Raw genomic sequence first — 26449 nt, forward strand, 5'->3', positions numbered from 1 at the left:
CCTGTCTTTGCACTTGGCAAAAACAACAACGGTTGCTGGTTAGCCAACTGTCATGCAGGATACATGCCACTACTGGGATTTATGCGCAAAGCGTAGATTGGTGTACTCGTCTGCGAGTTTCTGTTCGCGTCGACCGGCCAAGCGTTCTTCTTCTTCTCGTGCCGCTTCTATAAGGCTTTCCAGGCCCTTGGCACGGGCCCGGGTCTTTATCCAGTGTTCGGTTACCTGCTGCTTTTGCCTTTGCAGCAACTCCAGCTGCTCGTCCTGCTGCACTTGGGCTAATTCCAAACGCTGCACAAAGGACTGATAACGCAGAACGGCCTGAATATCCATGCGTCGTCCGGGCTCATCTCCGCAACGCATCATTTGCAGGTATTCCTTTTCATAAACCTTCAGCTGTTGCTTGGTGGCTTCTTCCTGTTCGATCTTCTGGTTCAAATAGCCCAGAGCCCGACTGGCTTCATCAACCTTGCCTTCGGCCAATTTAAGAACGGGTTGCAAACGCTTTTCTCGGCTCATGATTCCACCTGTTCAGGCTACTGCCGATTGCTATTCATCGATTTGGCGAGCAGTTCCAGGCGCTGACTACTGGTCAGGAAATCCTGTTGCTCATTCAGTGGCTGCTGGAGAAAATCCATCATCGCAGGCCGCAGGGCAATCGCCAGATCAATTTCCGGATCACTGCCTTTAGTATAGGCACCTACGTTGATCAGGTCCTTGTTCTGCTCGTAGCGGGACATCAGCTGCTTGAAACGATAAACGCGGGCCAGGTGCTCCGGTGTGACTATCTGCGGCATGGCACGACTGATAGAGGCCTCGATATCAATCGCCGGGTAGTGGCCTTCTTCGGCAAGCCGCCGGGAAAGCACAATATGACCATCCAGAATAGCTCTGGCAGCATCGGCAATCGGGTCCTGCTGATCATCGCCCTCGGTCAGGACAGTATAAAAAGCCGTAATCGAGCCACCGCCTTTAGAAGCATTACCGGTACGCTCCACCAATTGGGGGATCCGAGCAAAAACAGAAGGAGGATAACCTTTGGTTGCAGGCGGCTCTCCCACAGCCAGGGAGATTTCCCGCTGTGCCTGGGCATAACGGGTGAGTGAATCCATCAGCAGAAGGACTTTTTTGCCCTTGTCACGATAATACTCGGCAATACTGTGGGTAATCTGGGCCGCCCGCAAGCGCATCAGCGGCGCATCATCAGCAGGAGAAGCCACCACCACGGAACGTGACATGCCTTCAGGCCCCAGAATCTCTTCGATAAACTCCTTGACCTCACGACCCCGCTCACCGACCAGACCCACAACAGTGATATCCGCCTTGGTAAACCGCGTCATCATGCCCAGCAGTACGGACTTACCCACACCACTACCGGCAAAAAGACCCAGACGCTGCCCCTGCCCTACCGTCAACATGGCATTGATAGCACCCACACCGACATCCAGCGGCGTATCGATTGGATGTCTTTCCAAGGGATTGATCGCTCGCCCATTGAGGTTGGCTTCACCCTCACTAGCCAGGGGACCCTGGCCATCCAAAGGGCGGCCATAACCATCCAGCACCCGGCCCAGGAGCCCGAAACCTACGGGGACCTGAAGCGCTTTTTTGTTCGGCGTCACTCGTGCGCCCGGGCGTAAGCCTTCAGCGGTTTTCATGGGCATTAAATAGATGCGCTCACCGGCAAAACCCACCACCTCGGCTTCAACAGGATCGCCGGCAGCACTTTCAATATAACAATAAGAACCCACGGGCAGATTACAGCCCACCGCTTCCAGCGTCAGGCCGACCATTCTGACCAGACGCCCTTCGACCAGCGGCTCATCAGGCCGCAGCTGTTGCTGATAGGATTTGAGTTTATCGGCAAGGCTAATGCTAGCCATGTTGGTCATCCTCGGCGGCATTTGCGTCCGGTGCCGGTGAATCCGGCTGCTCGCTGTTATCTGCTGCGTCTTCATCCAGATTCAGCAATTCATCAAGCAGATCATCGTCAGTCGTGGAATCAGATGAATCTGCAAGCGTACCGCTTTCCTGATCATCGCTCACATCTTCATTCAGATCATCCATCCAGGTGGACTCCATAACAGCTTCCGGGTCTTCTAGATAGCGAACTTCATGCACGGATTCAGGAGCCCAAACTTTTTCCTTTTCAACCTCACTTGCTTCGCCAGGCTCGGCAACAGAAGTCGTTTCATCTTCCAAATCATCCTGGGCAGGCTCGGTTGATGCAGACTCAGGCACTTCAGCTTCCAGACCACCCAATGCCTGGTCAAAGAAATCATCTTCCTCCTCATCAGTTAGAGGAGGCGACGTTTCTGCCTCTGTTTGTGGCGCGGCTGCTGTCTCAGCAGACTCGTCGGGATCAGGCACCTGCGAAGGCGTCGATGCAGATACAGTTTCTTCAGGTTGGGTAGCAGCCTGAGGTTCCTGCATCTGGGGCTGCGGCTCCGAGGAGCTCGTAGTATCCGTCAACTCAGCCAGGGGATCGGATGCAAAGGCTGCCTGCTCGTCTTCCTGGTCAGATAAAGGCTCCTCCTCTGCTTCAGATTGCTCTGGCAAGGCTTGCTCGCTATAGATGTCCTCCGGCTGCTCGGAATTCTGGAGCGAAGCTTCAGGCACCTCTGTTGAATCAGGTGCAGGTGCTGCTTGCTGCTCATTAAGAGGTGGCAAGTGTTCAGGCGCTGCATTGCGCTGCAAACTAACGCGAGCAACCCCTTCTGAAGCCGGTGCCTCTTCCTGAGCTGGCTGTGATTCTTGAAGACTGTCCGGGTTAGCTGCAGAAGCAAAATTACCCTGCCCCTGATGACGATAATCATCAGGATTGATAGCCGTGGAAGCCTCTTCCTCCGGCGCGGTCTCAGGACTGTTTTCCTGGGATGGCTCTTCTGGATGACGGGAAGCGACCGGCTCCTCAGCTTCCGCCTTAGGCGGTGCCGCAGGTGGTTCGGCCAGCACATCTCGGGATAGAGGAGCCAAATCTTCATCCACCTCTTTATAACCGGCATCAAGGAGTGAATCGATCACCTTTTTGTAGCGATTTTCCAGAGTGGAATCGACCAGGCTTTGCAGGGTCTCTACCTTGACGCCACCGGGTGTAATCGCCGGATCCGTCAACAAGCGATAGTCTTCAAGCAGGTTTTGGGTGGCTGCTTCAGCTAGCTGTTGGTCTTCAGGATTAATATAGATACGCAGGCGCTGATGGCCTTGAGGAAGAGCTGCCACCGCCTCTTGGATGACCTCGCTGAGGAAACTCCGGTCGAGGCTAACCTCACGTCTTAACAGTGCGCGCGAAATCAGGTCCACCAAGGACAGCAGACCCGCTTCGACTTCCTGGTCCAGGTGTTCAAGAGGCCCCTGGAATTGTTCGATCAGTCCCTGCAAGCGACCCAGTTGCTGGTCCACTTCCTGCTGGCTTTGATCCAGCCCCTGCTGGTATCCGGCCTGAAAACCAGCTTCCTGCCCCTGGCCCTCACCTTCCTGATAGCCTAGTGCACGACCTTCCTCATAACCCTGTTGACGACCTTCATCGAAACCGGCTTGATAACCTTCCTGACGGGCTTCTTCCCGCAAGGCTTCCAGTTCTTCCGGTGTCGGGGGTTGAGGTTCCGGGGGCTCGGCCTCTTCGGCTGATTTCTGCTCTTCTTCCAGTTCATCCAAACGCTGGGCAATGCGCTTACGGACACCAGTTAAGTCCGGCATCTCCCAGCGTTCGTAGGGGACCTTTTCATTGGCAGGAATACGTTTTCTGTGTGGCACAGGACATCCTCAAAATCAAATGACAGGCCGTTTTCCACACGGGGATAAAAGCTCAGCCTGTCTTATAACATTTCGTCGTTGCTGGATGCCAGGTTGATGGTGCCATCTTCGGCAAGGCGACGCGCCACGCCAAGGATTTCCTTCTGGGACGTTTCCACTTCACTGACACGAACCGGCCCTTGTGCTTCCAGATCATCACGCAGCAACTCGGCTGCACGCTTGGACATATTCTTGAAGATTTTTTCCTGAACCCTGGTTTCTGCACCCTTCAGGGCCAGTGTCAGAGTCTCCGGTTTGACTTCGCGCAGCAGTGTCTGCAGATCACGGTCATCCAGATCAGCCAGGTTATCAAAGACGAACATGAGGTCTTCAATTTCTTCACCCAGGGCTTCATCAATTTCCTTGATGGCATCCATCAGATCACCCTCAACCGAGCTGTCGAGGTTGTTCATAATGTTGGCAACCACCTTAACACCACCCATACTGGTGGTTTGTGTGCCGCCAGAACCAGAGAACTGCTTCTCGAGAATATCGTTCAATTCTTGCAAAGCCTGAGGTTGTACGGATTCCAGTGCCGCCACACGCAGAGTCACATCCAGGCGCACCTTGGGATCAAAGAAACGCAGTATTTCTGCACCCTGATCCGGATCCAGATAGGAAAGAACTATGGCCTGTATCTGAGGGTGCTCAAATCGAATAATATCGGCAACTGCCCGCGGCTCCATCCACTTAAGGGTATCCAGACCTGTGGTATTACCCCCCAGCAGAATACGGTCGATCAGACCATTGGCCTTGTCTTCGCCCAGAGCTTCACTGAGCATGCGGCGGATATAGCTGTCCGCACCGACACCCAGACCCGTCTGCTCACCGACATCTTCCAGGAAGTCACCCAGAACTTCTTCAACCTGGGCGCGGCTGACATTCTGCATTTGTGACATGGCCAGGCCGATTTTCTGTACTTCCTTGGGCCCCATGTGCTTGAGCACCTGGGCAGCATCTGTCTCCCCCAGAGACATCAGCAGAATAGCTGCGCGCTCCAGAGAAGTCAGGCTTTCAGCATATAGATCTTCATCACTCATCGTTTACCACCCAATGGCGTACAACCTGGGCCACACGGCCGGGATTCTCAGCAATAAGTGCACGTATGGCATTGAGCTGACGTTCGTAAAGATCACTGGGCGGAGCCAGCAAGGGATCATCCGAGGCACTGAGAGTTACCTGATCATCGGGCAAGCCACCATCCAGTGGAGCCAGATCGTCCATATCGGCATCCTCGTCTTCCTTCTCGGATTTGGTAGCCAGATTGCGCAATATGGGTCTGAGTACACCAAAAATCATGATCAGGATAAAGAGGCCAGCCAGCACCTGTTTGGCCAGATCCCAGAACCAGGGCTGTTCCCAGATGGGTAGCTCCGGCAGCTCATCCATTTCGCTTTCCACGAAGGGCGAATTAATCACACTGACACTATCGCCCCGGGCCGCACTATAGCCCACTGCATCACGAACCAGTGTCGTAATGCGTTCAATTTCATTTTCACTCCAGGGTTGACGCTCGGCTTCCCCGGTCTCCGGATTTCGCTGGATCAAATCATCAATTACCACCGCAACAGTCATGCGATCTATGCGCCCCGCTTCGTTGCGCGAGTAGGTCATGCTCCGATCCAATTCAAAATTACGCGTTGCCTGGGAGCGGCGGTTAACCGGTGTCGTTTCTTCTTCAGCATTGCCGGTAGCTTCTTCAGGAGCAAAACCATCCTGAGGAGGCTGATTGGACAGGGCACCGGGAATTCCCGCCGGGCCAAAGTCTCCAACCCTTTCTTCTTCAACTGTCTGCTCGCTGCGAATCGCAGGCATATCCGGATTGAACTGCTCGGTGCTCTGCTCGACCTGAGTAAAATCCATATCCACGGAGACAGCTGTCTGGAAGCGGCCTGGACCAGCCAGCGGCTCCAGAATGGAACGAATACGATCATTGATACGCTGTTCAACCAGACGGGTATGCTCCAACTGGCGCGCCATGGCCCGATCGGTTTCGGTTTCGTCCTGGCGCGAAAGAAGGTTGCCACGCTGATCAACAATGGTGACATCTTCGGTCTCCATCTGGGGCACACTGGAAGCCACCAGGTTCATCATGGCTTTGGCCTGGGCGGCATCCAGACTCCGACCCGGGGTCAGGCTGAGAAAAACGGAGGCCGAAGGCTTGCGTTGATCACGAATAAAAACGGACTGGCGCGGCACAGCCAAGTGCACGCGTGCCTGGCGCACTGCATCGAGACTGGAAATGGTGCGTGCCAGCTCACCCTCAATACTGCGAAGATAGCGGGCATTCTCCATGAATTGACTGGTACCCAGCCCCTGATCCTGTTCCAGAAGCTCGTAACCAACGGTATTGGGTTGACTGATATCTGCACCAGCCACTTGCATACGGGCCTGGTGGATATCCTCTTCACGTACCAAAAGGGCACCGGATGAAGCATCTATGCGGTAGCCGATATTATTTTGCTCGAGGATGTCGACTATAGCTGCCGAGTCCAATTCATTAAGACTGGACATCAGGGGACGATAACTATCTGACTGGGACCAGAGCACCACAGCAAAGCCTAGGGCAATACTGGCAGCAAAACCTACCAACAGCGCCATCTGACGCAAAATATCAAGCTGATTAAAATTGGACAGCAGCGCACTGGCCTTGCTGTCGTTTTTCAGCAAGGAACCCTTACCCTGTTTGCCCTTCTTATCAGCTTGTTCGCTAGCTTGATCAGTGGTAGCACTGCTTGCTTCTGACTTGCCTGAATCAGGAAGCTTCTGATCAGCTCCGTCCTCAGCAGCCACATTGGCAGGCGCGTTTTCCATTCAATAACCCCAATTAATCCATTCTGCCCCCAAGGGGATCAGATAGGCATCCGCATAATTTCTTGGTAAGCACTGACAAGCCGGTTTCTGACCTGTGTCATGGCCTCAAAGGAAACACTCGACTTCTGTGCAGCAATCATCACATTGGTAATATCCACATTGGGATCACCCATTTCATAGCGGGTGCGCAGATCATTGGCTGTCTGCTGATGACCGTTGACATTATCAATGGCCTGCTTGAGCAGGGTGGTAAAAGAAGGCACTTCTTTTACCTCTTGTGTTGGCTCTACTCCAGCCACGGGGTTACCTTCCTGCAACCCTCTAACCAAGGGGTTTTGCTGAGCCATAGCTGTAGAAGCAAAGCTGGAGTTCACACCTTGGTGGCTGGCCCTTATTTGGGACAGAACACTGGAAATTTCAGCGCGTTCAACCATTTCAGGACACCCTAAATTTTTTGCTTTGTTTGATGCAAACAATATGCAACAATTAGAAAGCCAATATTTATTACATAAACGAACCAGCTAAGCGCAAAAAAACAACAAGTTAGCCAGTTTTTCAAGGTCGCTCGGTTACTCTACCTAATCAGCGACCGGATGACTACTCTATCATCCTATAATTTAGCTCAAAATGCTGCTACCAAATGTTTCTTGCAGTTGTTTTTATGCAGAAAATTCTCATCAGCTTTCCGTAATAAAACCTGCCTCGCGCATTTTAGCCAATTTGTATCTTAGCGTCCGAGGGCTGATTCCCAAACGCTCTGCCGTTTCTTTTTTGCGCCCACCTTCCTGCTGCAGGGTTTCCAGAATCATGCGAAACTCCTGCTCCTTAAGATCGTCTTTAAGTGCTTCACTGGATACAGCCTCACGAACCGGCGCTGGCTCAACCGGTGACGTAGAGATATTTTCCAGAATAATACAGTCTGCAGTCACTTCCTGACCCGTCGCCAGAATCAGCGCCCTTTGCACCACATTCTCCAGTTCGCGGACATTGCCCGGCCAGTCGTGCGCATGAAGCAGTTGGCTGGCCTTGTCATTGAGTCGGGGCAACTGACTCACCCCCATACGCTGCGCATGCTTGGCCATGAGACTTTTAGCCAGCGGGATAATGTCCGCTTTACGCTCTCGCAAGGGTGGCCAACGCAGGGGAAATACATTCAATCGATAATAGAGGTCTTCGCGAAAACCACCTTCAATGATGGTTTGCTTGAGATCCCGGTTACTGGTAGCCAGCACTCGCACATTCAATTTCAGGGTTTTACGCGACCCCAGACGCTCCACTTCCTGCTCCTGTAAAACCCTCAGCAGCTTGGCCTGAAGCTCCATGGGCATTTCCGAGACTTCATCCAGCAGCAGCGTGCCACCATCGGCCTGCTCAAATTTACCCGGCGTACTGGCATTGGCACCGGTGAAGGCTCCCTTTTCATAACCGAAGAGAGTGGCCTCCAACAGGCTTTCGGGGATGGCTGCACAATTGATGGCGACAAAAGCCTTGCCGGATCTTGGTGACTCCTGGTGGATATAGCGTGCCAAGACTTCCTTGCCCGTGCCTGATTCACCGCCGATCATTACCGAGGCATCACTTTTGGCCACCCGACTGGCCAGTTTAAGCAACTCCTGACTGGCCGGATCTTCAACCACTGGCCCTTCAGCCTGCTGGCCCGCCAAAGGGCTGGATTCCAGCAGGGGGCGAACCAGAGTCACCAGCAGATCCGGTTCAAAAGGCTTCACCAGGTAATCTACGGCACCCTTGCGCATGGCTTCCACCGCCTGGCTCACCGAACCATAGGCCGTCATCAGCACAACCGGTAACCCCGGATGCTTCTGGGTCACCTCCTGGAGCAGCTGATAGCCATCCATAACCGGCATACTGACATCAGAAACCACCAAACCGATGGAGTGCTTTTCAAGAAGCTTCAAGGCTTCAGCACCATTGCTGGCAGACACATAGCGCCAACCTTCCAGCTCCAGTGTATCTTCCAGCGCCTCTCTCAAATCAGCATCATCTTCAACCAGCAGTATTTGCTGCATCTACCTCTCTCCCATCCTCTTATGCAGTCGGATCAGCCGCTTCTTCTGTTTCCATTGGCAAGGCCATCCAGGCACGGGTACCTTCACCCGGCCGGGACTGCAGCCAAAAACGTCCCTTGTGCGCCTCTACAACGGCCTGGACAATCGCCAGCCCCAGTCCCGTACCCTGGGATTTGGTCGTATAAAAAGGCTCCTGTGCCTTGGGTACCTTTTCTTCTTCTATCCCCGGCCCCTCATCTGCCACACACAGTAATAAGTGCAAGCCTTGATGTCCGGGCAGATCCGCGACAGTTTCCAGATGCAAGGCAATAGGTGGCGGCGGATCACAGGCCTCGGCGGCATTGTTCACCAGATTCAAAACCGCGCCGACCAGAGAATCCAGGCTCACTACCAGATCACTGGCTTCCAGATTCACCTGCCAGGTAAAGCTCAATTGGTGTTTATCCACGACCGGCTGCACCGCCTCACGCAGCGCAGCAGCAAAATCTTCCACCGGCAAACGCCGGGCCATGCGGGTTTCTCCCTTGGCAAAAATCAGCATGTCACGAATCTGTTGATCCATGTGCTGAAGGCGCGCCTTCAACTTGGCAGCAAATTTCTGTTGCTGATGTTCTTCCAGCCCCTCTTTTTGTAAATGACCGGCATAAAGAAGCGCCGTGGAGAGGGGGGTGCGCAGCTGATGCGCCAGGGAGGCCACCATATGCCCCATCGACGACAAGCGTTCGTGACGGGCCAATTCTTCCTGTAGCTGGCGGGTTTCAGTCAAATCCTGAAGCAGAATCAACTGTCCCTGCCCATCGGACAGAGAGCTGATCGACAGGCTGACCCGGCGGCCTGTTTTCAGGGATACCTCGTGGCCATCATCACTACGTGGAGCAAAGGCTCGCTGCACCACCGACAACCAGGTTTCGCCCTGAAGGGGAGCACCCAGCAGCTGGTGAGCAGCCTGATTGGCCTGATCCACCCGCCCCTGTTGATCCAGCATCACCAATCCGGCCGGAATCGCGGCGAGAACATCCTGGAGCGCCCGAGCTGAAGTGGTTTCTGAAACCGGATCCGTTAGTGAAGAACTCATGCCATTACCCTTGAAAAAAACCAGGCTATTTTTACACAGCCAACCGCTCTTGGCAGCTTTTTTACCCCGTTAACCCTATCCACTAGCAGGAGGGTGCAAAAACAAACATGCCTTTTTCCGGTGCCGGGGTGTATCCCAGACGCCGAACCAGCACCTGGTCAGCCAGGGTCAAGCCTTCATCAGGTACACAAGCCAGCACTCCTTCTTCTTTAGCCTTGGCGGCCACCAGCGTCATCAATCGACTCCCGACACCACGACGCCGGGTCACTTCGCGAACACAAAGGTGACGCAGCTGCCATTGCTGATCCTTGACGGTTATCAGCACCGCACCCACCAGGTGATCATTAAAGAGCGCCCCGGCAAACCAGTTGTCCGCGGAAGCCAGGGCCGTGTTGATAAAAATCTCGGCATCCAGCTCACGGCCCTGCAAACACCTTCGAGAAGGCTCGGCTTCGGAATAGATTTTTTCCAGATCCGTTCGCCAGACCGGCTCCTGGACCAGGGTTGCTGCATCAGCACGAATCATTTGCACAGGCATGGTGGCACCCCAATAGTGAATTTTGAGAAGAAGCAGTCAGCCTGCAACAGGTAGGCTTGCAGGTTAGAGTATAAAAGCTACGGACTGCCTTTCCATTGCGCAACTGTTATAATCCCGAAACCGCAAGTTTAGAAAGGCTAAGTTAGCAATGACGGCACGTACAGCAAGTGTAACCCGCAATACCCTGGAAACTAAAATTCAGGTCGAGATCAATCTGGACGGCACCGGCCGTTTCCATAGTGATTCCGGCATCGGTTTTCTGGATCACATGCTGGACCAGGTCGCCCGCCACGGCCTGATCGACATGGATATCCAAATGACCGGCGATCGCCATATCGACGATCACCATAGTGTTGAGGATCTGGGCATCACCCTGGGCCAGGCTTTTGCCCAGGCCGTGGGCGATAAAAAAGGCATGGTGCGCTATGGTCATGCCTACGTACCTTTGGATGAAGCCCTCTCTCGTGTCGTCATTGATTTCTCCGGTCGCCCCGGACTGTTTATGGACGTGGAATTCACCCGCGCCAGCCTGGGTGGGCTCGACACCCAGCTTTTCTGGGAGTTTTTCCAGGGCTTCGTTAACCATGCCCAGGTAACCCTGCATATCGACAACCTCAAGGGGTTCAATGCCCACCACCAGGCAGAAACCATCTTCAAAGCCTTCGGGCGCGCCCTGCGCATGGCCTTGTCTCCCGATGAGCGCATGGCCGGACAAATGCCTTCCACCAAAGGAGTTTTGTAATGGACAAGGGTCCAGCCAGACCGGATGTGGTCATTATCGATTATGGCATGGGCAACCTGCATTCAGCCCACAAAGCGCTAGAAAAGGTTGCAGCTGGCCAGAAAACCGTCGGCATCTCCTCTGATCCAGAAGTCATCCGCCAGGCCGAAAGAGTCATCCTCCCCGGCGTGGGCGCTATTCGTGATTGCATGGCAGAAATGCACGCCACCGGCCTGGTGCCCATTATTCGCGAATCCCTGGCCAACAAACCCTTTCTGGGTATTTGCGTAGGCTTCCAGGCACTGATGCAAAGCAGTGAAGAAAACGGCGGGATTGACTGCCTCGGTCACTTCCCCGGACAGGTCAAATTCTTCGGTGACAATCTTCAGGATCAAGAGGGCCAAAGACTCAAGGTCCCTCACATGGGTTGGAGCCAAGTCAGCCCGGTCATGACCGACCACCCGGTATGGAAAGACCTGCCCGCCGGAGAGCGCTTTTACTTTGTTCACAGCTATTACGTGGAAGGTCAAAAAGAAGACCAGCTGCTGGCCTCCTGTGACTATGGTCCGGTGCGCATGCATGCGGCTCTGGCAGAAGACAATGTTGCCGCCGTGCAGTTTCACCCGGAAAAAAGTGCCCAGGCCGGACTCAAGCTGCTCGAGAACTTCTTGAACTGGAAGCCCTAGGCCCGGATTACCCACACCCTTTTTATACTTTATTCAAAAAACTACTTTTGGAAGCAGACCATGCTGATTATTCCTGCAATTGATTTGAAAGACGGCCAGTGTGTACGCCTTAAGCAAGGCCGTATGGAAGACTCCACCAGCTACGGCAAAGACCCGGTGGAAATGGCTGCCCGCTGGGTTGGCCAGGGTTGTCGTCGCCTACACCTGGTCGATCTTAATGGTGCCTTTGATGGCAAGCCGGTCAATGGCGAAGCGGTTAAAGCCATTGCCCGCCAGTACCCGGATCTGCCTATTCAGATCGGTGGCGGTATCCGCACCCCCGAGACCATCGAACAGTATCTGGAAGCGGGTGTTCAGTGGGTCATCCTGGGCACCAAGGCGGTCAAGGAACCCGAATTTGTCACCGAAATGTGCAAGCTCTTCCCCGGTCATATTATTGTCGGCCTGGATGCCAAAAACGGTCTGGTAGCTACTGACGGTTGGGCTGAGGTTTCTACCCAGAAGGCCACCGACCTGGCCAAGCGTTTTGCCGATGACGGCGTCTCCAGCATCGTTTACACCGACATCAGCCGCGACGGCATGATGCAGGGCGTTAATCTGGAAGCCACCGTTGATCTGGCCCAGCAAGGCGGCCTGCCAGTTATCGCCTCGGGTGGTGTCACCGATCTGGGTGATGTCGAGCGCCTGTTGAAAGTGGCTGATCAAGGCATCCTGGGCGCTATTACCGGTCGCGCCATCTATGAAGGCAGCCTGGATCTGGCCGAAGCGCAAAAACTGGCGGATCAGTAATTTGTCCTGCTGGAGCCGAACGCTCTGGAGGAACGGGTAGAGCTTGCCAGGCTGTCTGAAACAGGAAATTGCAGCCAGCCTGACATACCGAACCTCTGCCCCTTTTGTCCGCCTTAGGCTGCCATAAAATTGAATTTTCAGGAGAAAAAATGGGACTGGCCAAACGTATTATTCCTTGTCTTGATGTCGATAAAGGCCGTGTTGTCAAAGGCGTCAATTTTGTTGGTATTCGTGATGCCGGTAACCCGGTGGAAGTCGCCAAGCGCTACAACGACCAGGGTGCCGATGAGATTACCTTTCTGGATATTACGGCCAGCCATGAAGATCGCGGCACCACGGTTGAAATGGTCGAAGAGATTGCAGGCCAGGTCTTTATTCCGCTGACAGTGGGTGGCGGCATTCGCAACTGCGACAACATCCGCACCATGCTGAATGCCGGTGCCGACAAGGTCTCCATCAACACGGCCGCTGTCACCAATCCCGAGTTCGTGCGTGAAGCTGCCGAACGTTTTGGCAGCCAGTGCATTGTCGTCGCTATCGATGCCAAGAAGGTTTCCGGCGAAGGCGAACCGGATCGCTGGGAAATCTTCACCCATGGCGGTCGTAAGCCCACCGGGCTGGATGCCGTGGAATGGGCGATCAAGATGGTTGAACTGGGGGCCGGAGAACTCCTGCTGACCAGCATGGATCGCGATGGCACCAAAAACGGTTTTGATCTGGGCGTTACCCGGGCCATTTCCGATGCTGTTGCTGTCCCGGTCATCGCCTCAGGCGGTGTCGGTGAGCTTCAACACCTGGTTGATGGCATTCAGCAGGGTCATGCCGATGCTGTCCTGGCTGCCAGTATTTTCCACTTTGGAACCTATTCTATCCCTGAAGCCAAGAAATTTATGGCTGACCAGGGTATCGAAATGCGCCTCTGATGTTTGCAGGGCTGACCGACAAGAAGCTCCTGCCGGCCCTGCTGCTTCTCTGGTTGATGGGGATCTACCTGCGGCTACCTATACTGGTCATCCCGCCGCTGGCTCCCTATATCAATGACCAGTTCCAGCTTTCGCAGAGCTTACTGGGCAGCCTCACGACCCTGCCCATTTTTATGTTGGCTCTGGGTGCTGTCGCCGGCTCCTTGAGCATTGCCCGCCTGGGGCCGCGCAACACCCTGGCTGCAGCCCTGGTATTGCTGGCTCTGGCGTCAACTGCCCGGGGTCTGACCGACGAGCTGGTCTGGCTGCTGGTTTTTTCCCTGGGTGTTGGCCTGGGTGCCGCCATCATGCAACCAGCCCTACCTGCCCTCCTGTCCCGCTGGTTACCGGCCAAAAAACTGGCTCTGGGAACCGCGGTGTACATGAATGGCCTGCTGATGGGGGAATTTCTGGGTGCAGGGGTCACTCTGCCAGTCATCATGCCCCTGGTGGACAACTCCTGGCAGCTCACCCTGGCCATCTGGTCATTACCAGCGCTTTTGGTCGCAGCAGCGCTTTATCTGTTGAAAGAGAAACCGGGCAGCAGCGAAGAGGAATCGCTGGAGGCCAGCAGTCAATGGATGCCGGACTGGAAGAACCCCTATATCTGGCAAATCGGGTTACTGCTGGCAGTAACTGCCTCCCTGTTTTTTGGCACCAATGCCTACTTGGGCAGCCTTCTCGAAGCCCGCGAGGAAGAGCCGCTACTGAAACCGGCTTTTTTCGGTTTTAACCTGGCCCAGGTGTTTGCCTCCCTGCTGATGTTGGTCAAGGCCACCTCCTGGATCGGTCGGCGGGGTCCGCTGCTACTCAGCTCGCTGGGCTGTCTGGTAGGGATGCTGGGGCTGCTGCTGACCTCCGCCTGGCTGAGCATTGCTTTCGCCTTTATTCTCAGCTTCTGGGCCGGAGTTCTGCTGATCCTACTGGTGGCCCTGCCACCCCAGTTGGCTCCGGGCAAGGCTGCCGGACGCCTGGCTGCCGGTGCCTTCACCCTGGCCTATAGCCTGTCTTTCTTCCTGCCGCTACTGGGTGGTCTGCTCGCTGATTTAACCGGCGATCCCGCTCATGCCCTCTGGTTGCTTTTCGTGGTGGGACTGACTGCCCTGCCTCTGGCCTGGCGTTTCCCCTTACCAGGCAACAACCAGAATCCCGACAAGGCCTCGGCCACCTGAAAGAATTACAGAGTGCCTCTCAGATGGAGTTTGAATTGATCCGGGTCCAGCAGGGCTTCGCGTAGCGTACGGCCCGGCTTGTATTTGAGGTCATAATTGAGAATTCGCTCAACCTGCTCACGGGTGTCGGCACTCAGATTCACTCCCAGGGTGACCGAGACCAGTGAACGCGGCGGGAAGGGATAGAAATACACCTGCTGGCCATTGCTTAAAGGCTTGCTGTCCTTAGCTTCGCTCAAGGGCCTAATCAAGCGCACCTCCTCTTCTGCCGCATACTCCTTGGGGCGATGAAAGAGTGCCGGAAAAGGCTTCATGGGATGATCGGCTGTCGGCCGGGGTTGATCATAGATGACCGGACGCAGCACCTGTTTCTGGGTGTTGAACTTGGGGTAGTCAGTGTTGAACTCCAGAACGATCCCCCGGTGCTGATCCGCATAACGCTCCCACAAGAGGGGATTATCCGGCCGGGTGAAAAAACGACAAACCCCCAGATCTTCATAAGCCTGGGGATTGGGCATCACCGGCGGCTTGCCCTGGCGCTTCTGCTTCATCTGGGCTTCGATCTTGGCGCGTTTTTTACCGGCTTCCTTCTGAAAAGCCTCCCAGGTCATCAACCCCTTGAGCTGATCGGGCAAGGCCTTGAACTGGCGTTCCAGTTCCTTCTGGAATTCAGCTTCGGTAATGCGTATACCCTTGCGGGAAATCATGCGGGCATTCTGCTGCCAGGGATCAGCCTGTTCAGTGACCGCCATAAAATGCAGGCGGGCATGACGCAGAACATCCAGTTGGCGCGGGGTCAGGTACAGGTAAACTTTCATAAGCGGGTCTGGGATTCATCCGTCATGGCTGGCAGGTAGACTTGAAGGAATTCCTCCGGCAGGCGTCTGGGTCGATGACGAGTCAGGGACACACAGGCAAAACGGGTTCTGCCTCTGAGCAGGGTTTTGCGGTCCGACAGGCGCACTAATTGAAAACGGCGGGTCAGGGTCATGCGCTGGTCACTGTCCACGATCCAGGTGGCAATTTCCAGCTCATCGCCTTCATAGGCCGGGGCCAGATAATCCAGCTCGTGGCGTACCACCACCATGGCCCGGTCCAGACGCCGGTAGTCCTCCAGGGTCAGGCCCAGATGACGGGAATGCTCCCAACTGACTCTTTCAATAAAACGCAGATACTCGGCATTATTCACATGCCCGTAGTGATCAATCGCCTCAGGACCGATCACCAGGGGCAGAATAAAAGGCTGCGGCAAATCCCAACTCATGGTGCTTTACTGGTCAGCCAGATACTGGTTATAGGCATCTTCATCCAGAAGCTCGGCCCATTCGCGGGCAAAAACCCCGGAATCCACCTCCAGCTCAAAGACCCAGGTAGCCAGGGGCGCTTCATTCAGAAGTTCGGGATCATCTTCCAACTGCTCATTAGCAGCAATCAGACGTCCACTCACCGGTGACTGAATCTCCGAAGCCGTCTTGACTGATTCGATCGTGGCAATAGCCTCGCCTGCCTTGAATTCAGCACCGGCAGCGGGTAATTCCACATAGACGATATCGCCCAGTGCATCCTGGGCATGATCACTGATCCCGATCTTTACCCGGCCTGTTTCGGAAAACTCTACCCATTGATGAGTCGAACAAAAACGCTTTTCTTGAGACATGCCCTTTCCTGACTGATCACCCCTAAATAGAGGTCTTGAGTTGATAGTGACTTTTATCCTGATAATTAGCGACCTGACGCTTTAAAAAAGCAGCCACTTCGCTAGCTTTAACCTCACCCTGCAAACCATCAAGCGGTAGCCAGAAGGGGCCAGGATAAATCAAAAACCCCCTTTCGGTTTGCACGATTCTTTCCATCTCCGACCAGGGATAATCCTGGGGTTCATGATCATCAACCTGAACCCGGAGTGCTGCTTCGGTAAGTTCCAGGTGCAGTTGCAGATCCTTTTGTCCGGAGCGGTGAAAAGAGCGCCGAAACATCCACAGGAGCAGCCGGGTGCGAGCCAGCAACCAGACGCCCCCCAGGATAATCAAAACAGAATCCACCAGCTGGAAGCCCCGATCCAGCCACTTCCATGCCAGCAGGGCAACCAGGGAAATCAGAACGACACCCAGAAGCAGGCGACGCCTTCCCTGCTGGGCACCCAGCAGGTAATCATAAAAACCGGCCCGCAAATACTGGCGTTCGTTCCAGCAGTAATCGAATTGCATCGTCACGCCCCGCTGGTAGCCGGTGTTGGCATCGGCAGCGGGAAGGGTTGCTTGTTAATCGCAACCCAGACGATATAAAACAGAAGCAACAGGGCCAGGAGCAGACCGGCATAGCTACGCCGCCGCAATGCAAACCCGGCCAGGCCCATATAAACCAGCAGGCCGACAAACTTGGCGGTCACCCAGTCGCTGTTGTAAAAAGGCCAGAGATTCAATGTATAGCAAAGCATCAGGGCCGACAGCAGCACCAAAAGATCGATCAGATGATGACTGCGTTTCACCCAGGCTTTGTTAACCCCGTGAAAACCCAGCAGCAGTCCGCCACTACGGACGACAAAAAGCAAAAATGTCAGCCCCACAAAAAGTAGATGCACATGTTTAAAGGCCATGTATCCCATCGGGCTTACCTCTTTAATCCGGTTATCAATCTCTTCACCTCAGTTCTGGCACTGAGGACAGTAAACACTGGCTCTTTGGCCGATTTTGACTTCCTGCAGGGTTTGCGAACAAGTCGGACAAGCCTGCCCGGCACGACCATAAGCCAGTAGCTGTTGGGCAAAATATCCCGGCTCGCCCTGTCCATTGACGAAATCCCGAAGGGTTGTGCCTCCCTGAGCAATGGCCGCTGCCAGCAGCTCCTTAATTCTATCAGCCAAGCGCTGGTAGCGTTGACGGGAAATTCGTCCCGCTGCCCGGCGCGGATCAATTCCCGCCTGAAAGAGCGCCTCGGTTGCATAGATATTGCCGACACCCACTACCTGGGCAGCATCCATAATAAAACTTTTCACCGCCTGCTTACGCCCGCGTGATCGCTGATACAAAAGCTCGCCGGAAAAATCCTCGCTCAGGGGTTCCGGACCCAGTTTCAGCAAACGCGGATGCTGCAAAGGATCATCCTGATATTGGAGCAAAAAACCAAAACGTCGGGGATCATGGTAGCGCAATCGCAGCGGTGGTGTACTTGCATCCGCTTGCGGCTGCAGGGTCAACTCCAGATGATCGTGCTTTTTCCAGTCAGAGTCTGCCTCGACCAGCCTGAGGCTACCGGACATGCCCAGATGCCAGATCAGGCCCTCCCTGCTTTCCTCTTGCGGCCCCGCTTGTAGCGGCATCAGCAGGTACTTGGCCCTGCGTTGCAAAGGACCGATCCAAAGCCCTCGCAAGTGCTCGGGCAAAGTCTCGGGGATCGGCCAGCGCAAACGTGGCTCACGCACCTCCAAGGAGGCGATTTGACGCCCTTCCAGCCAGGGTGCGATTCCCCGGCGCGTTGTTTCAACTTCCGGTAGTTCCGGCATCAACCAGACCTCAGATCGATCCGCTAAAACATCACAGTATACCCTAGAGGCCTGTTTTTGCAGTGGCCGGGTTTATTCCATCTGTATCTAATTTCAGGCATAAAAAAACCCGGGCTGTCTCCAGTCCGGGTTTTTCAGGCAACACACCCAAGCAAATTACTTGATCTTTGCTTCTTTGTAAGGAACAACCTTACGTACCACTGGATCATACTTGTTACGCTCCAGTTTTTCAGGGGTGTTACGCTTGCTTTTCATAGTGGTATAAAAGTGGCCAGTGCCAGCACTAGATACCATCTTGATCTTCTCACGCATAATTCCACTTCCTCAGGGGATTAGACTTTTTCGCCACGTTTTTGGATATCGGCCAGTACTTGCTCGATGCCCAGTTTATCAATCAAACGCAGACCCTTGGTGGAAACGCGCAGTTTGACAAAGCGCTTCTGGGATTCAACCCAAAAACGGTGAACGTGAAGGTTAGGCATAAAACGACGACGCGTCTTACGCTGTGAGTGGGAAACATTGTTCCCAGTTAGCGGCTTCTTGCCGGTAACTTGGCAAACCATGGACATTGTGTGCCTCCAGTCGATCTTAGGGCGCAAGGTGATGAAAAAATGAAAGGGCGCTTTATACCAAAAAGGCCGCTTGCAGACAAGCAATACCTTGGGTTTTAAACAAGAAAAACGAGTTTCAGGAAAAAGCCGCGCTATTATAGCAGACCTCGGCCAGCAAAAGACACTGGTTCTCCATCCCCGATAATCAAATGATCCAGAACCCTGACCTCAACCAGCGCCAGCGCCTCTTTCAGGCGGCGGGTAATCTGCTCATCAGCGCCGCTGGGCTCGGCAATCCCGGAGGGATGGTTATGCGCCAGGATGACTGCTGCCGCATTATGCGCCAGAACCAGCTTCACCACTTCACGCGGATAGACTGAAGCACCATCCAGGGTGCCGCGAAAAAGAACTTCAAAATGCAGCACCCGATGCTGGTTATCCAGCAACAGCAGGGCAAAGACTTCATGGGGTAGATCACGCAGCTGGGCTTTCAGGTAGCGACCGGCCGCTTGCGGGCTGGTCAGACCTTCACCTCGTTTTAACTCGGCTTCCAGATGACGGCGCGACATCTCCAGAACCGCTTGCAGTTGAGCATACTTGGCCGACCCCAGCCCCAGATGGCGACAGAACTCCTTCTGCCCCGCTCTTAATAAGGGGCGCAGCCCACCAAATTCATTCAGCAGCTGGCGGGCCAGCTCCACCGCACTCTTGCCGCTGACCCCGGTACGCAGAAAGATGGCCAGAAGTTCTGCATCAGAGAGGACTTCCGCGCCCTGATACAAGAGTTTTTCCCTGGGGCGTTCCTCTGCTGGCCAATGCCTGATCGCCATCCTGGCCTCCTTGTCCATTTCTCAGTAAATGCGGAAACATGGTAAGGTTAGCCTCCTTTTTCTGCTGAGTTAATTGATCCATGACAGGTCTGGCCAACAAACGGATACTTCTGGGTATCAGCGGTGGCATCGCTGCCTATAAATCAGCTTATCTGGCACGTCTTCTGGTCAAGGCGGGTGCCGAGGTCCGGGTCGTCATGACCCAGGGAGCCAAGGCTTTTATTCAGCCTTTGACCTTCCAGGCGCTCACCGGCCATCCGGTTCATGACACCCTGCTGGATGAAGAAGCCGAAGCCGGCATGGGCCACATAGAACTGGCCCGTTGGGCGGATGAAGTCATCATTGCCCCGGCAACGGCTGATCTTCTCGCCCGCCTGGCTGCGGGCATGGCTGATGATCTGTTAACCACCCTCTGTCTGGCCACAGAAGCCCCGATCCATCTAGCCCCGGCCATGAATCAACGTATGTGGAGCCACCCCGCCACACAAAGCAATCTCTTGCGCCTGCAGGGTTTTGGCTACCAGGTGATTCCTCCGGGTGAAGGTGAGCAGGCCTGTGGCGATCTAGGTCAGGGCCGTCTGCCCGAACCTGAAGACCTGTTTGCTTACCTAGAGGCTTTAACCACTAAGGCCACACCGGCCAAGGATCAACCCGCCCGAGGCTTGACCCTGCTGTTGACCGCAGGCCCGACCCGCGAACCCCTGGACCCGGTGCGCTACCTGTCCAACCACAGCTCCGGCAAAATGGGCTTTGCTCTGGCCGAGGCAGCGGCACAACTGGGTGCCCGGGTCATCCTGATCTCGGGGCCGGTGGATCTGCCCACTCCCGAGGGTGTGGAAAGAATCAACATCAGCAGCGCCCAGGAACTGCTGGACGAGTGCCAAAAGCGCCTGCAGGAAACCGATATTTTTATCGCCTGTGCCGCTGTGGCCGACTATCGTGCAGCCGATCAGTCCGAACACAAAATCAAGAAGACCTCAGCCAATGATGAGCTGACCCTCAAGCTGGTCAAAAACCCGGATATTCTCGCTACGGTAGCAGCCAGCGAACCCCGCCCCTTTTGCGTGGGTTTTGCTGCCGAGACCCGCGAGGTCGAAGAATATGCACGCCAGAAACTGATCAGGAAAAAGCTGGATGCCATTGTGGCCAATGATGTCAGTGATAGCGCCATCGGCTTTGGCAGCGATGACAACCAGGTCACCCTGCTTTACCGCCCGATTGAAAAGCCCCTGACAGACGCCCCCATCGAGCGCCTGCCCCTGGACAGGGCGAGCAAAAAAATTATCAGCCAACAGCTGTTAAAGGAAATCTGCAACCTCTATTATTCCGCTCAGGATGCCAAGTAAAAATGAAGCAACCTCAACTTGATGTAAAAATTCTCGACCCCCGAATCGGCAAAGATCTGCCCCTGCCCAGCTACGCCACCGAAGGCTCGGCAGGCATGGATCTGCGTGCCCTGCTGGATGAACCTCTGGTTCTGGAACCCGGTGACACCCAACTGGTAAGAACCGGCCTGGCCATCCATCTGGCCGATCCCGGACTGGCGGGAATGATTCTGCCCCGCTCCGGTCTGGGCCATAAACACGGTATCGTCCTGGGCAATCTGGTGGGTCTGATTGATTCCGACTACCAGGGCGAACTGATGATCTCCGTCTGGAACCGTGGACAAAAGAGCTTCACCCTGGAGCCGGGAGAACGCCTGGCCCAGTACGTGATTGTTCCCGTAATCCAGGCCGAACTGAACGTTGTGGATGACTTTGATACCAGCGCCCGGGGCGAAGGCGGCTTTGGTAGCTCGGGCCGCCACTAAAAGTTGAATCCAAAAACAAAATTGACTGAGGACATCTGAATGACCGCTGTGCCTGCTTCCATTTTCCGCGCCTATGATATCCGCGGCCAGGTTGGAAAAACGCTGAACGCTGAAATCGTTAAACAAATTGGTCTGGCCCTGGGCTCGGAAGCTGCCGCCCGTGGCGAACACACCCTGGTAGTGGCCCGCGATGGTCGCATCTCCGGCCCGGACATGCTCGCAGCCCTGAAAGAAGGCCTGATCGAAACCGGCTGTGATGTCATCGACATCGGTCAGGTGCCCACACCAACGCTTTATTACGCCGCTAAAACCCTGGCTGGCACCCAGTCCGGGATCATGGTCACCGGCAGCCACAACCCACCCGACTACAACGGCTTTAAATGTGTTCTGGCCGGAGAAACCCTGTCCGGCGAAGCCATCAGCGATCTCTACCGCCGCATCACCGAGCAGGACTTTAAACGTGGTGAAGGCTTCGAAAAATCCAAGGACATGCGCCAGGACTACCTCTCCGCCATTCTGGAAAGCGTCCAACTGCAGCGGCCACTGAAAGTGGTCGTGGATACCGGCAACGGCGTAGCGGGCGAACTGGCTCCGCGCCTGATGCAGGAGCTGGGCTGTGAAGTCATTCCTCTGTTCACTGAAATCGACGGCACCTTTCCCAACCATCACCCCGACCCCGGCAAGCCGGAAAACCTGCAGGATCTGATTGCCGAGGTTAAGGAGCAAAAAGCCGACCTGGGCCTGGGCTTTGATGGCGATGGTGACCGGGTGGGTGTGATCACCCCTTCAGGACGCCTGATCTACCCCGACCACCTGATGATGGCCTTTGCCGAAGACCTGCTGGAGCGCCACCCGGGAGCACGCATCATCTACGACGTCAAATGCACCGGCAAGCTGGGCGATGTCATCACCCAGGCGGGCGGAAAAGCAGAGATGTACCGCACCGGTCATTCCCTGATCAAGGCACGTATGAAAGAATCCGGTGCCCTGCTGGCCGGGGAAATGAGCGGTCATATTTTCTTCCAGGAACGCTGGCTGGGCTTTGATGACGGTCTTTATGCCGCCGCCCGCCTGCTGGAAATCCTGGCTCGTCAGGACCAGGATGCCGATCAGTTTTTTGATCGCTACCCACAGAATATCTCCACCCCGGAAATCAACATTACCGTTACCGATGAAAACAAATTTGCTCTGGTCGAACGCCTGGCCAATGAAGGAGAATTTGGTGACGGTCAGAAAACCACGCTGGATGGTATCCGGGTTGATTATGAAGACGGCTGGGGACTTTGCCGGGCCTCCAACACCACGCCGATGCTGGTGCTCCGCTTTGAAGGCCAGACACAGGAAGCCCTGGATCGCATTGCTGGGCGCTTCCGCGAGTCCCTGCAGAAAATTGATTCTTCCCTGAACCTGGAATTTTAATTTAGAGCGCCAAACATGACCCAGACAGCATCATTAAACAGTCCCCAGACCACGGTTAAAGTTTTATCCGAAGCCCTGCCCTACATCCAGAAGTTCTCCGGCAAGACGCTGGTGATCAAGTACGGCGGCAATGCCATGACCGAAGATGACCTGATCGACTCCTTCTGTCGTGATGTCGTCCTGCTCAAGGAAGTCGGCATCAACCCGGTTGTGGTTCATGGCGGCGGCCCCCAGATCGGTGAACTCCTGGATCGCCTGAAAATTGAATCGCGTTTCGTCAATGGCATGCGGGTCACCGACAGCGAAACCATGGATGTCGTGCAGATGGTTCTGGGCGGACTGGTCAACAAGGAGATCGTCAACCAGATCAATCTGGCGGGCGGCAAGGCCATTGGCATCACCGGCAAGGATGGCCAGTTGATCCGTGCCAAAAAACTCAAGGTTGAACACAAGACACCGGAGATGACCGCCCCGGAAATCATCGATATCGGCCATGTCGGCGAAGTTGAATCCGTCGATACCTCGCTGATTGAAATGCTGGCCAGCCGAGATTTTATTCCGGTAATCGCTCCCATCGGTGTGGATGCTAAAGGCGCTTCCTACAACATCAATGCCGATCTGGTTGCGGGCAAGGTGGCCGATGCCCTGCAAGCGGAAAAACTGATTCTGCTCACCAATGTGGCCGGTCTGCAAAACAAGGACGGTCAGGTCCTCACTGGGCTTTCCACGCAACAGGTGGATGAGCTCATTGCCGATGGCACCATCTATGGTGGCATGCTGCCGAAAATCCGCTGTGCGCTGGATGCCGTCAAGGATGGCGTGCAGGCAGCCCATATCATTGATGGCCGCGTTCCCCATGCTACCCTGCTGGAAATCTTCACCAATGCCGGGGTGGGAACACTGATCACCAATCAAGCTTCCAGTTAACAGGTAGGTTAAAAGTGGCAAACCAGTCTTCAACTACAACTCGCAAAAAGAAGTCGCAGCGCCGGGACGAAATTCTGCAGGCACTGGCCAGGATGCTGGAAAACCAGGAAGTCAAAATTACCACGGCTTCCCTGGCCAAAAATGTGGGCGTCTCCGAAGCCGCCCTCTACCGGCATTTTCCCGGCAAGGCCAAGATGTATGAAGGCCTGATCGAGTTTATTGAGGATAGCCTCTTTACCCGCATCAACATGATCCTGCAGCAGCATCAGTCCACACTGATGCGCTGCGATCAACTCCTGACCCTGTTGCTGGGTTTTGCCGAGCACAACCCCGGTCTCTGCCGCCTGCTGACCGGCGATGCCCTGGTGGGTGAAGATGAAGAACTGCGTAACCGCATTACCCGCCTGTTCGACCGCATCGAAAGCCAGATCAAGCAGGTGCTCAGAGAAACGGAAATCCGTGAAGGCAAAAAGGTGGCCTTATCCACCACCGCCGCAGCCAGCATGCTGCTGGCCATCGTGGAAGGACGCATCGTCCAGTATGTACGTAGTGGCTTTAAACGCCCCCCGACCCAGGAATGGCCGGTGCAATGGCAACATCTGGCGGAAGGGTTGGTGGTTTAATTCGGAGTAAACAGCAACTGATTCAGGTGCTAATTTCTGTAGCAGCAGGGCAGGGACGAATCGCTTTCAATTGCTCGGCAAGTGCAGCTTCTGCAACCTCTAGGTCATAGGCAACCTGAGCACGCAGCCAATAACCCTTGGATAAACCAAAGAAACGGCACAAGCGCAGATCAGTATCTGCAGTAATTGAACGCTTACCTGCAACAATTTGGCCCATTCTCTGGGCAGGTACTCCAATTTCTTTTGCCAAACGGTATTGGGAAATCCCCATAGGCTCAAGAAACTCTTCCTTTAGTAACTCGCCTGGCGTTCAAGCTAAATACACTTTATCTTGAAATCCATAATTAATTGATAAAGCAAGATCAGTCGCCAAATCCTGAACAAGCAAGGTAAAGCTATCTACGTCCTTCTGCTTCACCGGAATACCCTCATCACCATGAGCTATAGAATGCCTAAACCTCAATAGTTTATTAAGCTGAGATTCATAGTTAGTAGCAAGACATTCCAGACACAATTTCTTTAGTATTGAATTCACTACCTTCAAGTTCGCATTTGACTCTGTATTAACCGCAGTACTGAAAACAACAGGCCCCTTATACATTTCAAATAACTCTCTAGATAATTTCGCAATAGTTTCAAGTTTTGTTTTTGGTGATTTAAACTTGGCCACATTGTCAGTTTGATAAGAAATATAATAATCATGCAGATTAGAGAATGAGACACGCTCCCTATTTATTTCTTGCAGATAAAGAGAAACCGACTTCTTAACAAACCCCTCCCATTCCGCATATACTCCTAACACTGACTGGCGAATCAAGAAATCTTTATGCTCGGGGAGCATTGAATATCTAAGATGTATCGTTTTACACTTATACATCTTACTATGCAAAGCATCCAACTCCAAACAAAGAAGTGATTGCAAGTTACTCATGTGGCGCAAAAACCTCTAAGGCTCTTTCAATCCTCTTTTTAACTCTTTCCTTATAGTTAGATGCCACCCCGGAAACCTTCTTGAATTCATCATCCTGTTTAAGGTCTTCTATTTTCTCTCTGATCTTTTGATCACCCGCCTCTTCATAATAATCAATATTACCTGCCACCCCATTAAAAACCCCATCATAGAGGCTTGTTGAAATCTGACCATTTCTACCACTCAGAGCACTTCTACCAATAGGCCTTACTATTTTAACAACTCGATTAAACGAATCCACCTTACTTTCATAGTCAATTTCTTTTTTTGTAGCCATTCTCATATATTCAGTCATATGGTCAGATAGATTTTTGTTAACTTTCTCATGATTCTGAAAAAGAGAAAAAAACCGAAGAACCAATTCATCCAGATACAGCTCATCCTTTTGTTTTTGTGTTGGCTGAATTAAATCGACAAAATCCTCACTTGATGAAAGCTCTTTTATAAGGTTGGTAAAGTCAACTGAAATACCACGAAATATACAATTTCTTATCTCTTGGTCAGTCAAGGGAGAACCGCCAGTATTCAGTCTATTAAAAAGCTCATAACGCATATCGTAATGGCTGTCCCATTTAACAACCTCAATTCGACATACAGATCGCTTTATATTCAACTGGTATTTAATTGGAAGGTCCGTTACTTCAAGCCCATCGAGAGAGTCAACCACATCACCGGCAACAAGTGCCCATCCATTTTTTTCAGGAGTGTGCTTCAGCATTCCGAAGTATGAAAAGATTGTGGATAGTCGTTGAAGGCCATCTACTATTTCCCATCTACCATCCGTATCTTCAGCAACAAAAATTGACGGTATCGGAATACCTAGAAGTATAGATTCAATAAATCTAGATCTTTGTTCAAAATCCCAGCGAAATAACCTTTGAAATTCAGGATCAATTACCAATTCATCATTTGAATACATATTCATTAGTTCACCAAACGACATGTCAAGTCGATCAGCTGACAAACTATTTCTACCGCTTAAAATCTCTTGTTCCAAATCACTCATTATCTCACCAACCTTTTTGATCACTTATCAATATTTTTTTCAAAGGCAAACTCAATTTATAACTAAGTGATTTGCCATTCTCATCGAATCTACCTAGCTGTCAGGTTCCGGATGATCAAATCTCATTGAGGAGTTATCCTTTGCTTGCTGCAAAGGGTCTCCTTCAGCAGATCATTCAGGAGCGTATTCATGAACATCAAACTGCATAAACAGGCCACCACTACACCCAGGA

The 26449-nt window shown here is 53.5% G+C and carries 30 protein-coding genes and 1 pseudogene; 10 read left to right on the top strand and 21 right to left on the bottom strand.

Annotation, left to right across the window (positions count from 1 at the left end; all coding sequences use genetic code 11):
• Positions 1 to 69: 69 nt before the first annotated feature.
• From fliJ to DFK18_RS13280, 9 genes are all read right to left on the bottom strand, one after another.
• The gene (gene fliJ / locus DFK18_RS13240; RefSeq protein ID WP_114418755.1) at positions 70 to 519 is read right to left on the bottom strand and encodes a flagellar export protein FliJ; all 450 of its coding nucleotides are present in this window, start codon (positions 517 to 519) and stop codon (positions 70 to 72) included.
• Positions 520 to 536: 17 nt separating this feature from the next.
• Positions 537 to 1883 (bottom strand): flagellar protein export ATPase FliI, encoded by a 1347-nt coding sequence (gene fliI / locus DFK18_RS13245; protein ID WP_218563964.1) that lies wholly within the window; start codon positions 1881 to 1883, stop codon positions 537 to 539.
• Positions 1876 to 3756 carry a flagellar assembly protein FliH gene (locus DFK18_RS13250; RefSeq protein WP_114418757.1) on the bottom strand — a complete coding sequence of 627 codons (1881 nt, stop codon included), beginning with the start codon at positions 3754 to 3756 and terminating at the stop codon, positions 1876 to 1878. Before DFK18_RS13250 ends, fliI begins: the two co-directional genes overlap by 8 nt.
• A 62-nt stretch (positions 3757 to 3818) precedes the next feature.
• Positions 3819 to 4835, bottom strand: a complete 1017-nt coding sequence (gene fliG, locus DFK18_RS13255) for a flagellar motor switch protein FliG (RefSeq protein WP_114418758.1) — start codon at positions 4833 to 4835, stop codon at positions 3819 to 3821.
• Complete coding sequence (gene fliF / locus DFK18_RS13260) at positions 4828 to 6609, bottom strand: flagellar basal-body MS-ring/collar protein FliF (protein WP_114418759.1); 1782 nt, start codon at positions 6607 to 6609, stop codon at positions 4828 to 4830. The genes fliG and fliF overlap by 8 nt, the downstream gene beginning before the upstream one ends.
• A 38-nt stretch (positions 6610 to 6647) precedes the next feature.
• Complete coding sequence (gene fliE / locus DFK18_RS13265; RefSeq protein WP_114418760.1) at positions 6648 to 7043, bottom strand: flagellar hook-basal body complex protein FliE; 396 nt, start codon at positions 7041 to 7043, stop codon at positions 6648 to 6650.
• Between the two features lie 243 nt (positions 7044 to 7286).
• On the bottom strand, positions 7287 to 8636 hold the full coding sequence (locus DFK18_RS13270) for a sigma-54-dependent transcriptional regulator (RefSeq protein ID WP_114418761.1): 1350 nt from the start codon (positions 8634 to 8636) through the stop codon (positions 7287 to 7289).
• Positions 8637 to 8655: 19 nt separating this feature from the next.
• The gene (locus tag DFK18_RS13275) at positions 8656 to 9711 is read right to left on the bottom strand and encodes a sensor histidine kinase (RefSeq protein WP_114418762.1); all 1056 of its coding nucleotides are present in this window, start codon (positions 9709 to 9711) and stop codon (positions 8656 to 8658) included.
• A gap of 82 nt (positions 9712 to 9793) precedes the next feature.
• The gene (locus DFK18_RS13280; RefSeq protein ID WP_114418763.1) at positions 9794 to 10249 is read right to left on the bottom strand and encodes an acetyl-CoA sensor PanZ family protein; all 456 of its coding nucleotides are present in this window, start codon (positions 10247 to 10249) and stop codon (positions 9794 to 9796) included.
• A 148-nt stretch (positions 10250 to 10397) separates the two neighbouring features.
• On the opposite strand from DFK18_RS13280, the gene hisB reads away from it, so the two are divergent.
• From hisB to DFK18_RS13305, 5 genes are all read left to right on the top strand, one after another.
• Positions 10398 to 10991 carry an imidazoleglycerol-phosphate dehydratase HisB gene (hisB, locus tag DFK18_RS13285; RefSeq protein WP_114418764.1) on the top strand — a complete coding sequence of 198 codons (594 nt, stop codon included), beginning with the start codon at positions 10398 to 10400 and terminating at the stop codon, positions 10989 to 10991.
• Positions 10991 to 11656 (top strand): imidazole glycerol phosphate synthase subunit HisH, encoded by a 666-nt coding sequence (hisH, locus tag DFK18_RS13290; protein WP_114418765.1) that lies wholly within the window; start codon positions 10991 to 10993, stop codon positions 11654 to 11656. Before hisB ends, hisH begins: the two co-directional genes overlap by 1 nt.
• Positions 11657 to 11716: 60 nt before the next feature.
• Positions 11717 to 12445, top strand: a complete 729-nt coding sequence (gene hisA / locus DFK18_RS13295) for a 1-(5-phosphoribosyl)-5-[(5-phosphoribosylamino)methylideneamino]imidazole-4-carboxamide isomerase (protein WP_114418766.1) — start codon at positions 11717 to 11719, stop codon at positions 12443 to 12445.
• Between the two features lie 149 nt (positions 12446 to 12594).
• Complete coding sequence (gene hisF, locus DFK18_RS13300) at positions 12595 to 13368, top strand: imidazole glycerol phosphate synthase subunit HisF (RefSeq protein WP_114418767.1); 774 nt, start codon at positions 12595 to 12597, stop codon at positions 13366 to 13368.
• On the top strand, positions 13368 to 14579 hold the full coding sequence (locus DFK18_RS13305; protein WP_114418768.1) for an MFS transporter: 1212 nt from the start codon (positions 13368 to 13370) through the stop codon (positions 14577 to 14579). Before hisF ends, DFK18_RS13305 begins: the two co-directional genes overlap by 1 nt.
• 5 nt (positions 14580 to 14584) lie before the next feature.
• On the opposite strand, the gene DFK18_RS13310 is transcribed toward DFK18_RS13305, so the two are convergent.
• The 9 genes from DFK18_RS13310 to radC all read right to left on the bottom strand — a co-directional run bounded on the left by DFK18_RS13310 (position 14585) and on the right by radC (position 19462).
• Positions 14585 to 15397 carry a DUF2971 domain-containing protein gene (locus tag DFK18_RS13310; protein WP_114418769.1) on the bottom strand — a complete coding sequence of 271 codons (813 nt, stop codon included), beginning with the start codon at positions 15395 to 15397 and terminating at the stop codon, positions 14585 to 14587.
• Positions 15394 to 15843, bottom strand: a complete 450-nt coding sequence (locus DFK18_RS13315; RefSeq protein WP_114418770.1) for an acyl-CoA thioesterase — start codon at positions 15841 to 15843, stop codon at positions 15394 to 15396. The genes DFK18_RS13310 and DFK18_RS13315 overlap by 4 nt, the downstream gene beginning before the upstream one ends.
• A 6-nt stretch (positions 15844 to 15849) precedes the next feature.
• Entirely contained in the window at positions 15850 to 16236 is a 387-nt protein-coding gene (gene gcvH, locus DFK18_RS13320; protein WP_114418771.1) for a glycine cleavage system protein GcvH, read from the bottom strand.
• A 22-nt stretch (positions 16237 to 16258) separates the two neighbouring features.
• Positions 16259 to 16786, bottom strand: coding sequence for a YcxB family protein (locus DFK18_RS13325; protein WP_114418772.1), 528 nt, complete (start codon positions 16784 to 16786; stop codon positions 16259 to 16261).
• 2 nt (positions 16787 to 16788) lie between these two features.
• Positions 16789 to 17175 carry a SirB2 family protein gene (locus tag DFK18_RS13330; protein WP_162299786.1) on the bottom strand — a complete coding sequence of 129 codons (387 nt, stop codon included), beginning with the start codon at positions 17173 to 17175 and terminating at the stop codon, positions 16789 to 16791.
• Between the two features lie 48 nt (positions 17176 to 17223).
• The gene (gene mutM, locus DFK18_RS13335; RefSeq protein ID WP_114418774.1) at positions 17224 to 18081 is read right to left on the bottom strand and encodes a bifunctional DNA-formamidopyrimidine glycosylase/DNA-(apurinic or apyrimidinic site) lyase; all 858 of its coding nucleotides are present in this window, start codon (positions 18079 to 18081) and stop codon (positions 17224 to 17226) included.
• A gap of 156 nt (positions 18082 to 18237) precedes the next feature.
• On the bottom strand, positions 18238 to 18393 hold the full coding sequence (gene rpmG, locus DFK18_RS13340; RefSeq protein ID WP_091962166.1) for a 50S ribosomal protein L33: 156 nt from the start codon (positions 18391 to 18393) through the stop codon (positions 18238 to 18240).
• Positions 18394 to 18413: 20 nt separating this feature from the next.
• Positions 18414 to 18650: a 50S ribosomal protein L28 gene (rpmB, locus tag DFK18_RS13345; RefSeq protein WP_114418775.1), complete on the bottom strand. Its 237-nt coding sequence runs from the start codon at positions 18648 to 18650 to the stop codon at positions 18414 to 18416.
• A gap of 137 nt (positions 18651 to 18787) precedes the next feature.
• Positions 18788 to 19462: a RadC family protein gene (gene radC, locus DFK18_RS13350; protein ID WP_114418776.1), complete on the bottom strand. Its 675-nt coding sequence runs from the start codon at positions 19460 to 19462 to the stop codon at positions 18788 to 18790.
• An 80-nt stretch (positions 19463 to 19542) separates the two neighbouring features.
• Here radC and coaBC point away from each other — a divergent pair, with 80 nt between their 5' ends.
• The 5 genes from coaBC to slmA are packed head-to-tail and all read left to right on the top strand — an operon-like array spanning position 19543 to position 24241.
• Entirely contained in the window at positions 19543 to 20808 is a 1266-nt protein-coding gene (gene coaBC / locus DFK18_RS13355; protein ID WP_114418777.1) for a bifunctional phosphopantothenoylcysteine decarboxylase/phosphopantothenate--cysteine ligase CoaBC, read from the top strand.
• A 2-nt stretch (positions 20809 to 20810) separates the two neighbouring features.
• Positions 20811 to 21272 (top strand): dUTP diphosphatase, encoded by a 462-nt coding sequence (gene dut / locus DFK18_RS13360; RefSeq protein WP_114418778.1) that lies wholly within the window; start codon positions 20811 to 20813, stop codon positions 21270 to 21272.
• A gap of 39 nt (positions 21273 to 21311) precedes the next feature.
• Positions 21312 to 22691, top strand: a complete 1380-nt coding sequence (locus DFK18_RS13365) for a phosphomannomutase/phosphoglucomutase (RefSeq protein ID WP_114418779.1) — start codon at positions 21312 to 21314, stop codon at positions 22689 to 22691.
• 15 nt (positions 22692 to 22706) lie between these two features.
• Positions 22707 to 23618, top strand: coding sequence for an acetylglutamate kinase (gene argB, locus DFK18_RS13370; protein ID WP_114418780.1), 912 nt, complete (start codon positions 22707 to 22709; stop codon positions 23616 to 23618).
• A gap of 14 nt (positions 23619 to 23632) precedes the next feature.
• Positions 23633 to 24241: a nucleoid occlusion factor SlmA gene (slmA, locus tag DFK18_RS13375; RefSeq protein WP_114418781.1), complete on the top strand. Its 609-nt coding sequence runs from the start codon at positions 23633 to 23635 to the stop codon at positions 24239 to 24241.
• 22 nt (positions 24242 to 24263) lie between these two features.
• On the opposite strand, the pseudogene DFK18_RS13380 reads toward slmA, so the two are convergent.
• From DFK18_RS13380 to DFK18_RS13390, 3 genes and pseudogenes are all read right to left on the bottom strand, one after another.
• Positions 24264 to 24539: pseudogene (locus DFK18_RS13380) on the bottom strand (HigA family addiction module antitoxin); the annotation flags it as partial.
• A gap of 12 nt (positions 24540 to 24551) precedes the next feature.
• Entirely contained in the window at positions 24552 to 25172 is a 621-nt protein-coding gene (locus tag DFK18_RS13385) for an MAE_28990/MAE_18760 family HEPN-like nuclease (RefSeq protein ID WP_114418783.1), read from the bottom strand.
• Positions 25165 to 26217 carry a DUF262 domain-containing protein gene (locus tag DFK18_RS13390; RefSeq protein ID WP_114418784.1) on the bottom strand — a complete coding sequence of 351 codons (1053 nt, stop codon included), beginning with the start codon at positions 26215 to 26217 and terminating at the stop codon, positions 25165 to 25167. The genes DFK18_RS13385 and DFK18_RS13390 overlap by 8 nt, the downstream gene beginning before the upstream one ends.
• Positions 26218 to 26449 lie beyond the last annotated feature (232 nt).

The sequence above is a fragment of the Marinospirillum perlucidum genome, assembly GCF_003336805.1.
Taxonomy (GTDB): domain Bacteria; phylum Pseudomonadota; class Gammaproteobacteria; order Pseudomonadales; family Halomonadaceae; genus Marinospirillum; species Marinospirillum perlucidum.

Excerpts from the sequence above, each read along its gene's own strand:
- fliG (WP_114418758.1), bottom strand. The coding sequence starts at position 4,835 with ATGAGTGATGAAGATCTATATGCTGAAAGCCTGACTTCTCTGGAGCGC.
- DFK18_RS13385 (WP_114418783.1), bottom strand. The coding sequence starts at position 25,172 with ATGAGTAACTTGCAATCACTTCTTTGTTTGGAGTTGGATGCTTTGCAT.
- rpmB (WP_114418775.1), bottom strand. The coding sequence starts at position 18,650 with ATGTCCATGGTTTGCCAAGTTACCGGCAAGAAGCCGCTAACTGGGAAC.
- DFK18_RS13280 (WP_114418763.1), bottom strand. The coding sequence starts at position 10,249 with ATGCCTGTGCAAATGATTCGTGCTGATGCAGCAACCCTGGTCCAGGAG.
- DFK18_RS13365 (WP_114418779.1), top strand. The coding sequence starts at position 21,312 with ATGACCGCTGTGCCTGCTTCCATTTTCCGCGCCTATGATATCCGCGGC.
- argB (WP_114418780.1), top strand. The coding sequence starts at position 22,707 with ATGACCCAGACAGCATCATTAAACAGTCCCCAGACCACGGTTAAAGTT.
- DFK18_RS13325 (WP_114418772.1), bottom strand. The coding sequence starts at position 16,786 with ATGCAATTCGATTACTGCTGGAACGAACGCCAGTATTTGCGGGCCGGT.
- mutM (WP_114418774.1), bottom strand. The coding sequence starts at position 18,081 with ATGCCGGAACTACCGGAAGTTGAAACAACGCGCCGGGGAATCGCACCC.
- fliJ (WP_114418755.1), bottom strand. The coding sequence starts at position 519 with ATGAGCCGAGAAAAGCGTTTGCAACCCGTTCTTAAATTGGCCGAAGGC.
- rpmG (WP_091962166.1), bottom strand. The coding sequence starts at position 18,393 with ATGCGTGAGAAGATCAAGATGGTATCTAGTGCTGGCACTGGCCACTTT.
- DFK18_RS13310 (WP_114418769.1), bottom strand. The coding sequence starts at position 15,397 with ATGAAAGTTTACCTGTACCTGACCCCGCGCCAACTGGATGTTCTGCGT.
- coaBC (WP_114418777.1), top strand. The coding sequence starts at position 19,543 with ATGACAGGTCTGGCCAACAAACGGATACTTCTGGGTATCAGCGGTGGC.
- hisB (WP_114418764.1), top strand. The coding sequence starts at position 10,398 with ATGACGGCACGTACAGCAAGTGTAACCCGCAATACCCTGGAAACTAAA.
- radC (WP_114418776.1), bottom strand. The coding sequence starts at position 19,462 with ATGGCGATCAGGCATTGGCCAGCAGAGGAACGCCCCAGGGAAAAACTC.
- hisA (WP_114418766.1), top strand. The coding sequence starts at position 11,717 with ATGCTGATTATTCCTGCAATTGATTTGAAAGACGGCCAGTGTGTACGC.
- hisF (WP_114418767.1), top strand. The coding sequence starts at position 12,595 with ATGGGACTGGCCAAACGTATTATTCCTTGTCTTGATGTCGATAAAGGC.
- dut (WP_114418778.1), top strand. The coding sequence starts at position 20,811 with ATGAAGCAACCTCAACTTGATGTAAAAATTCTCGACCCCCGAATCGGC.
- gcvH (WP_114418771.1), bottom strand. The coding sequence starts at position 16,236 with ATGTCTCAAGAAAAGCGTTTTTGTTCGACTCATCAATGGGTAGAGTTT.
- DFK18_RS13330 (WP_162299786.1), bottom strand. The coding sequence starts at position 17,175 with ATGGCCTTTAAACATGTGCATCTACTTTTTGTGGGGCTGACATTTTTG.
- DFK18_RS13270 (WP_114418761.1), bottom strand. The coding sequence starts at position 8,636 with ATGCAGCAAATACTGCTGGTTGAAGATGATGCTGATTTGAGAGAGGCG.
- DFK18_RS13305 (WP_114418768.1), top strand. The coding sequence starts at position 13,368 with ATGTTTGCAGGGCTGACCGACAAGAAGCTCCTGCCGGCCCTGCTGCTT.
- fliE (WP_114418760.1), bottom strand. The coding sequence starts at position 7,043 with ATGGTTGAACGCGCTGAAATTTCCAGTGTTCTGTCCCAAATAAGGGCC.
- hisH (WP_114418765.1), top strand. The coding sequence starts at position 10,991 with ATGGACAAGGGTCCAGCCAGACCGGATGTGGTCATTATCGATTATGGC.
- DFK18_RS13275 (WP_114418762.1), bottom strand. The coding sequence starts at position 9,711 with ATGAGTTCTTCACTAACGGATCCGGTTTCAGAAACCACTTCAGCTCGG.
- fliI (WP_218563964.1), bottom strand. The coding sequence starts at position 1,883 with ATGGCTAGCATTAGCCTTGCCGATAAACTCAAATCCTATCAGCAACAG.
- DFK18_RS13390 (WP_114418784.1), bottom strand. The coding sequence starts at position 26,217 with ATGAGTGATTTGGAACAAGAGATTTTAAGCGGTAGAAATAGTTTGTCA.
- fliF (WP_114418759.1), bottom strand. The coding sequence starts at position 6,609 with ATGGAAAACGCGCCTGCCAATGTGGCTGCTGAGGACGGAGCTGATCAG.
- DFK18_RS13315 (WP_114418770.1), bottom strand. The coding sequence starts at position 15,843 with ATGAGTTGGGATTTGCCGCAGCCTTTTATTCTGCCCCTGGTGATCGGT.